Here is a 6,293-nt window from a genome sequence, read left to right on the forward strand (position 1 = left end):
TAACAGCGTTATGGGTCTTGCGGCATTATGACAAAGCGTAGCTCTCCGCTGTATAGCGACCCAATAAATGAATTTTTAAATTCTGTAGATTCTCTAGATAATGCAATCCAAGCTTCCATCGTTTTTTCCGAAACGCATCTTGGCATTCACGTAGATGGCATGACACTGAGGGCTTATCATATGCATGCTCGCGCATGCGTTATTGCGATAAGCCTTTTAAAAATATGCCATTACACTGAAGACCAACTTCATTCACAAAATTTCACATTAGATCATGCGGCTATTTCGGCCCTTTCAAGAACTATTGTCGAAACATGCCTGCTAGTTTCTTATTGCGCAGAACCTAATATAGCTCAGGAAGAAACTGAATTGCGCTTCCTTTTATTTAGAGTGCATGATACCCACGCGCGATACATGCTATTTAAAGAAATGCGCGCAATGCCATTCGGTCAGCAGGCATCGATAGGTCAACAATGTCACGATTTTCGCAGAGGACTAGACGAATTAAGAACGCAACTTGATCAAAATAATATATTTATTAATTTGTCGCCAGAACGCCAAAAGCGGATAAAAGCCGGGCAGGATATGTATGTTCGCGGAATACGCGACGTAGCTAGAAGATTTGGAAAACTAGATACATTTAATTACTTTTATGTATATATGTCCGCATTTTCTCACTGCTCTCCCCTGAGTTTTATGCGAGTCACGCTGAACAATATAAGCAACGAGAGACCTTCTGGAAATCAATTAAATATTGCAACGCAAGCCCTCTTCGTCAGCGCCGACTTTTTGCAATCGACTAACCAAATGATGCAAAATACTTTCGACGCCATACAAGGCGAGCCACCTCCATAAATGTGTGCATTCGAAGCTGACCCTTCGGGCACTTTTGTCGCCTCGGCCTGACAGGTACAGCTCTGCGTGATGTGCGTCCTCAGGACCACCATGATTCTGGACCGGAGTTTATGCTTTCCGCGGCGGGCGGTGTGTTCTCGATGGCGTCCCGTACACTCGTGAATGTCGCATCGCTCATGAGTTCAACTCCGCGATCAGATCGAATTCCGCGTATGATCGCAGAAACCGTCTTTACGGGCAGGAGGCGAGGCGATCCAGGGGCCGCTACGTCCGTCCGCCCTGGACTGCTTCGTTGCGCTCGCAAAGACGCCGTCAAACAAGATTCAAAAATCCGTCCGGCTGCGCAACGCCGCCGCCAGCGTGCCCTCGTCCAAATAGTCCAGCTCGCCGCCGACCGGCACGCCGTGCGCCAGCCGCGTCGTCTTGATCGAGAGATGCGACAGCAGGTCGGTCACGTAATGCGCGGTGGTCTGCCCGTCGACCGTAGCGTTGACGGCCAGAATGACCTCCTTCACGCCGTCGTCGACGCAGCGCGCCACCAGCGTGTCGAGGTTCAATTCCTTCGGGCCAACGCCGTCGAGCGGCGACAGCGTGCCGCCGAGCACGTGGTACTTCGCCTTCACCGCAGCGGCGCGCTCCAGCGCCCAGAGGTCGCCGACGGTCTCGACCACCACCAGGACGTCGGTGTCGCGGCGCGGGTCGCGGCAGATGGTGCAGGGGTCGATGGTGTCGACGCTCCCACACGCCGAGCACACGACGATTCTTTCGCGCGCGACCACAAGCGCTTCGGACAAAGGCCCAAGCAGCTCCTCGCGCTTGCGCAAAAGGTGCAGCGCCGCGCGCCGCGCCGAGCGCGGGCCGAGGCCGGGCAGACGCGCCAGCAATTGGATAAGCCGTTCGATTTCCGGCCCCGCGACGCGCTCGGCCACTAGCGGGTTTCCATCAGAACGGCAGCTTCATCCCGGGCGGCAGCGGCAGGCCGGCGGTGACGTCGCGCATCTTCTCTTCCGTCAGCCGCTCCGCCTTTTTGCGGGCGTCTTCATGCGCGGTGACGATAAGGTCTTCCAGAATCTCGCCCTCGTCGGCCTTGAGCAGCGACGGGTCGATCACGAGGCTCTTCATCTGGCCCTTGGCGGTGAGCGTGATGCGCACCAGCCCGGCGCCCGATTGCCCCTCGACTTCGAGGCGCTCGAGTTCGGCCTGGGCATCCTGCATCTTGCTCTGCATCGCCTGCGCCGATTTCATCAGGCCCATCAGGTCTTTCATTGCATTCACCTTCTGCGTGTTCGCGCCTCTCCCCCTTGCGGGGAGAGGTTGGGAGTGGGGGTCGCGGTGTTCCTTATAGTCAGAAGCAGAGTGACGGACCCCCATCCCTAACCCTTCCCCGCAAGGGGGAAGGGGATCCAAGCTGCATCGTCGTTACAAATCGTCGTCGCTATATAACGTGTCGTCGAAGCCGATGTCGTCGCCGCCGTCGTCGAGCGGCTCGGCATGCACGGCGAGGCCGGCGTCCGCGGCCTCAGGCACCGCGGTCGGGTCGCGCACCTCGACGATTTTGGCGCCGGGAAACTGCGCCATGATGCTCTGCACCAGCGGGTCGGAGTGCGAGGTGACGACCGTCGCCTTGGCCCGCTCGTCGGCCTGCTGCTTGAGACTTGGCGCGCCGGGATCGCGCGACAGCGTGATCATCCAGCGCGTGCCGGTCCATTCCTGCAGCTTGCGCATCAAGGTCTGCGTCAGCCCCGGCGAGGCGCCGGGCGCCAGCGAAAACTCGATCGAGCCTTCGTCGAAGCGCACGAGGTGAACGTCGCGTTCCAGCGCGCCCTTCAGCTGGATGTCGCGCTTTTCAGCGCAGAGCGCGACGACGTCCTCGAAGCGCAGCAGCCGGACGGCCGGTGCGGCCGCGGGCGACGCTACTGCCATCGCAACGGCCGCATTTGGGGACGGCTGGGAGGCGGCCATGACCTGACGCGGTTCGGATTGCACCACAGCTAGCGCAGCGCGAGCGCCGCCCCCACCGCCGCGTGGCGCGCTGCCGCTGCCGGATGCCCCGGCGATGGCCCTCTGTCCGTTGCCCAGGCGGCGTAATACCTCGTCGGGCGGCGGCAGATCGGCGGCGTAGGCGAGCCGCACCAGCACCATGTCGGCGGCGGCGAGAGGGCGCGGCGAATCCTTGACCTCGCCGAGCCCCTTCAGCAGCAACTGCCAGGCCCGCGTCAGCACCGCCATGCTCAGCGTTTTCGCAAAGATCTTGCCGCGCACCCGCTCGTCCGGCGTCGCCGCGGGATCGTCGGCAGCTTCCGGCACCAATTTCAGGCGGGTGACGAAATGCACGAAATCGGCGAGGTCGACCAGGATCTGGCCGGGTTCGCCGCCGGACTCGTGCAGGTCCTTCAAGGTCCGTAGCGCAGCCGCCATGTCGCCGCGCATGACCTCCTCGAACAGGTCGATGATGCGGGTGCGATCGGCAAGGCCGAGCATCATGCGCAGGCTCATCGCGTCGAGCGTCCCGCCGGCGCCGGCGCCCAGCGCAATGGCCTGATCGAGCAGCGACAGCGCATCGCGCACCGACCCTTCCGCGGCGCGGGCGATCACCGCCAGCGCCTCTTCCTCGACCGGCACGTTTTCCCGGGCGCAGATGCGGGCGAGATGCGCCACCATGACCGGCGCCTCGACGCGGCGCAGATCGAAGCGCTGGCAGCGCGAGCGTACCGTCACCGGCACCTTGTCGATTTCGGTGGTCGCAAACAGGAACTTGACGTGTTCCGGCGGCTCTTCGAGCGTCTTCAGCAGGCCGTTGAAGGCCTGTTTCGACAGCATGTGCACTTCGTCGATGATGTAGACTTTGGTCCGCGCCATCACCGGGCGATAGCGCGCGCTCTCGATGATCTCGCGGACGTCGTCGATGCCGGTGTGCGAGGCCGCATCCATCTCGATCACGTCGACATGGCGGGATTCGATGATAGCCTGGCAGTGGCTGCCGATCTCCGGCATGTGGATCGTCGGCTTGGCCACCGCGGCGCGATTGTCGCCGAGCGGCAGTTCGTAGTTGAAGGCGCGGGCCAAAATACGGGCGGTCGTGGTCTTGCCGACGCCGCGCACGCCGGTCAGCATATAGGCTTGGTGAATGCGATCGAGGTCGAAGGCGTTCGACAGCGTCTTGACCATGGCCTCCTGGCCGATCAGGTCTTCGAACGAGCTCGGCCGGTATTTGCGGGCCAGGACCAAGTAGGGCGTGGCCGGCGCCTCGCGCGCCTCGTCGGCGAACAGCTTGCCGAGACCTTCGGACGGGCCTTCCGGCTGCAAAGTGTCGCTCATCGACCGATCCCGCGCTTCTGCGACGCCGGATCAACACCGTCCGTCGCGCGCGCTGACGAGAGGGAAAAGTGGGAGGCTGGACAGAAACCCGCCCTGTCTCGTTAGGGCTGCTTCCTTCCGGACCTGACCCGATTGGCGAGTGGAACGTCCACCGCCAACCTCCCGACCTCGATATGGACCAAGATCACGCTTTTCGCAATGGGAGGCTTGCCAGGAGAGGCGGAAGTTGAGAGGGACAGGCTTCGGACATGCCGGGAGGCTGAGGCTATGCCGCAAGACACCGAGATCCAGCCACCCCTGTGGGTGATGCCGGCCGACCTCGCGACGATCGTTGCGGAGGACGGCGAATGGGAAGACCCGAGCTGGGACCCGCTGCTGCTGACCGTGGTCGGCAGCACCCGGTTCGAGGGCAGATTGATCCCGCTGGCCTGGCAGCTCTCGCTCTGGCCGGCCGACGTGTTCTGCAAAAATCTCAATGCGGCGATGCGCGCCAAGGGCGAACTGCCCGACGGCCACGCCTGGTCCGGCGTGATCCAGGCGGAACTCGCGACCGCCGCACCAGACCTGGCTGCCACGCTGCACGACGATTCCGACGCCTCCACCTGCGTGCTTTGGGTCGAGACCGAAGCCGACGGCAAGGCCTTGATCGAGGTGGCCTGGCGGTTTCTGCACGGGTTGAAGGCCGCGCACGATACGGTGTGAGCGGGGTCAGGATGGAAAATGATGAGGCGCGCAGCGATCGTCGTTGATCGGAATGCAATATTTGGATATCCTAAATTAGCATTTGGATATCCAAATCATGCCCCTCTTCATCAAGGACGACTCAACCGCGGCGCTTGTTGGCGAACTCGCGACGTTGCGCGGTATTTCCAAGCAAGACGCGGTCAAGCTTGCTGTCCAGGCTGAACTGAACCGCATCGCCGAAACGACCCCGCTACGTGAGCGATTTGCCGCGCTTCGTGCTGCCTATCCGCTTCCCCCACCCACTGGGTTGGTTGCAGACAAAGCGTTTTTTGATGAGCTCTCGGGGGAGCCGGAATGATCTTCGCCGACGCTTCGGCGCTCATCGCGATCATCACAGGAGAGCCCGAAGCCGATACTCTGGCAGACGTCCTTCAGTCTGATCCGCTGCGGCGATGCTCGGCCTTATCAGTTTGGGAAACGGTGACCGGCTTGAACTTTTCCTACGGATCGCCGCTGGCTGATGCCCGCGAACAAGTTCAGCGCTTCCTGGATGCAGGGACGTTCGGGTTCGTCCCTATCGGTGAAACCGAGTACGCACTTGCGCTCGACGCCCGGGCCCGGTTTGGCAAAGGACGACATCCAGCTGGACTTAATATGGGCGATTGCTTCGCTTATGCCTGCGCCAAGGCCAACCGGGCCAAATTGCTCTACAAAGGCTCCGACTTCGCCAAGACCGATTTGGCTTGACCAGCACCACACATCAGAAAGCACCCCTTGCTCGACCGTTCCCAATGCACCGGCTTCGCCCTCAACACGCTCGACCGCATGTCGGCGCAGCGCGAGGACACGGCCTTCGTCGCCAACCTGCTCGCCGCCACGACGAGCCGCAGCATCGTGCTGTCCGGCGAAATCCCGGCGCTGAAGCGCGTCGACGACAATCACGACGCCCTCTTCACTTTCAAGGAGGCCAAGGCGCTCGGCAACGCCAGCCAGGTGGTCTTCCTCGGCTGCCACGGCGACCGCGCGCTGTTCGCCACCCTGATCGAGGCCTCGTCGCATGAAAACGCGCAAGAGCGCGACGATCTCTCCTTCATCGATCTGCGCACCATCGCCACCCAGGGCCTGGTGACGCCGGACATCGTCGGCGCGCTGAGTCAGGCGAAAAGCCTGCTCTACTGGCACAAGCACAACAGCTACTGCTCGAACTGCGGCGCCGCGACGAAAGCCTCGCCCGGCGGCTCGCGGCGTGAATGCGACAACTGCAACCGCCATCATTTCCCGCGCCTCGAGCCGGTGGCGATCATGCTGGTGACCCATGGCGACATGTGCCTGCTCGGACGCCAGACCAAGTTTCCGCCGGGCATGTACTCCTGCCTCGCCGGCTTCGCCGAGATCGGCGAAACGCTGGAAGACACGGTGCGGCGCGAGACCATGGA

General features: G+C 61.8%; 8 protein-coding genes and 1 other RNA gene. 5 read left to right on the forward strand and 4 right to left on the reverse strand.

Features of this window, described 5'->3' with window-relative positions; all coding sequences use genetic code 11:
• Positions 1–27: 27 nt before the first annotated feature.
• Positions 28–855, forward strand: coding sequence for a DUF5677 domain-containing protein (locus GSQ79_RS23355; RefSeq protein ID WP_158811176.1), 828 nt, complete (start codon positions 28–30; stop codon positions 853–855).
• A gap of 323 nt (positions 856–1,178) precedes the next feature.
• On the opposite strand, the gene recR is transcribed toward GSQ79_RS23355, so the two are convergent.
• The 4 genes from recR to ffs all read right to left on the reverse strand — a co-directional run bounded on the left by recR (position 1,179) and on the right by ffs (position 4,337).
• Entirely contained in the window at positions 1,179–1,784 is a 606-nt protein-coding gene (recR, locus tag GSQ79_RS23360) for a recombination mediator RecR (RefSeq protein ID WP_158811177.1), read from the reverse strand.
• 13 nt (positions 1,785–1,797) lie between these two features.
• Positions 1,798–2,121 carry a YbaB/EbfC family nucleoid-associated protein gene (locus GSQ79_RS23365; RefSeq protein WP_158811178.1) on the reverse strand — a complete coding sequence of 108 codons (324 nt, stop codon included), beginning with the start codon at positions 2,119–2,121 and terminating at the stop codon, positions 1,798–1,800.
• A 153-nt stretch (positions 2,122–2,274) separates the two neighbouring features.
• A complete protein-coding gene (locus GSQ79_RS23370) occupies positions 2,275–4,173 on the reverse strand; it encodes a DNA polymerase III subunit gamma/tau (RefSeq protein ID WP_158811179.1) in 1,899 nt (632 codons plus the stop codon).
• A gap of 67 nt (positions 4,174–4,240) precedes the next feature.
• An RNA gene (ffs, locus tag GSQ79_RS23375) (signal recognition particle sRNA small type) lies at positions 4,241–4,337 on the reverse strand.
• Positions 4,338–4,440: 103 nt separating this feature from the next.
• On the opposite strand from ffs, the gene GSQ79_RS23380 reads away from it, so the two are divergent.
• The 4 genes from GSQ79_RS23380 to GSQ79_RS23395 form a co-directional block, all read left to right on the forward strand.
• Positions 4,441–4,875: a hypothetical protein gene (locus GSQ79_RS23380; protein ID WP_158811180.1), complete on the forward strand. Its 435-nt coding sequence runs from the start codon at positions 4,441–4,443 to the stop codon at positions 4,873–4,875.
• Between the two features lie 97 nt (positions 4,876–4,972).
• Positions 4,973–5,215 carry a type II toxin-antitoxin system VapB family antitoxin gene (locus GSQ79_RS23385; RefSeq protein ID WP_174243259.1) on the forward strand — a complete coding sequence of 81 codons (243 nt, stop codon included), beginning with the start codon at positions 4,973–4,975 and terminating at the stop codon, positions 5,213–5,215.
• Positions 5,212–5,604 (forward strand): type II toxin-antitoxin system VapC family toxin, encoded by a 393-nt coding sequence (locus GSQ79_RS23390; protein ID WP_158811181.1) that lies wholly within the window; start codon positions 5,212–5,214, stop codon positions 5,602–5,604. Before GSQ79_RS23385 ends, GSQ79_RS23390 begins: the two co-directional genes overlap by 4 nt.
• A gap of 27 nt (positions 5,605–5,631) precedes the next feature.
• Positions 5,632–6,293, forward strand: a 662-nt coding sequence (locus tag GSQ79_RS23395) for an NAD(+) diphosphatase (protein WP_305764632.1), incomplete at its 3' end; no start/stop codon positions are given.

The sequence above is a fragment of the Beijerinckia sp. L45 genome, assembly GCF_009765775.1.
GTDB lineage: Bacteria > Pseudomonadota > Alphaproteobacteria > Rhizobiales > Beijerinckiaceae > RH-AL1.

Bases quoted from the DNA above. Each gene is read 5' to 3' on its own strand.
- GSQ79_RS23355 (WP_158811176.1), top strand. From the start codon at position 28: ATGACAAAGCGTAGCTCTCCGCTGTATAGCGACCCAATAAATGAATTT.
- GSQ79_RS23365 (WP_158811178.1), bottom strand. From the start codon at position 2,121: ATGAAAGACCTGATGGGCCTGATGAAATCGGCGCAGGCGATGCAGAGC.
- GSQ79_RS23370 (WP_158811179.1), bottom strand. From the start codon at position 4,173: ATGAGCGACACTTTGCAGCCGGAAGGCCCGTCCGAAGGTCTCGGCAAG.
- GSQ79_RS23380 (WP_158811180.1), top strand. From the start codon at position 4,441: ATGCCGCAAGACACCGAGATCCAGCCACCCCTGTGGGTGATGCCGGCC.
- GSQ79_RS23385 (WP_174243259.1), top strand. From the start codon at position 4,973: ATGCCCCTCTTCATCAAGGACGACTCAACCGCGGCGCTTGTTGGCGAA.
- GSQ79_RS23390 (WP_158811181.1), top strand. From the start codon at position 5,212: ATGATCTTCGCCGACGCTTCGGCGCTCATCGCGATCATCACAGGAGAG.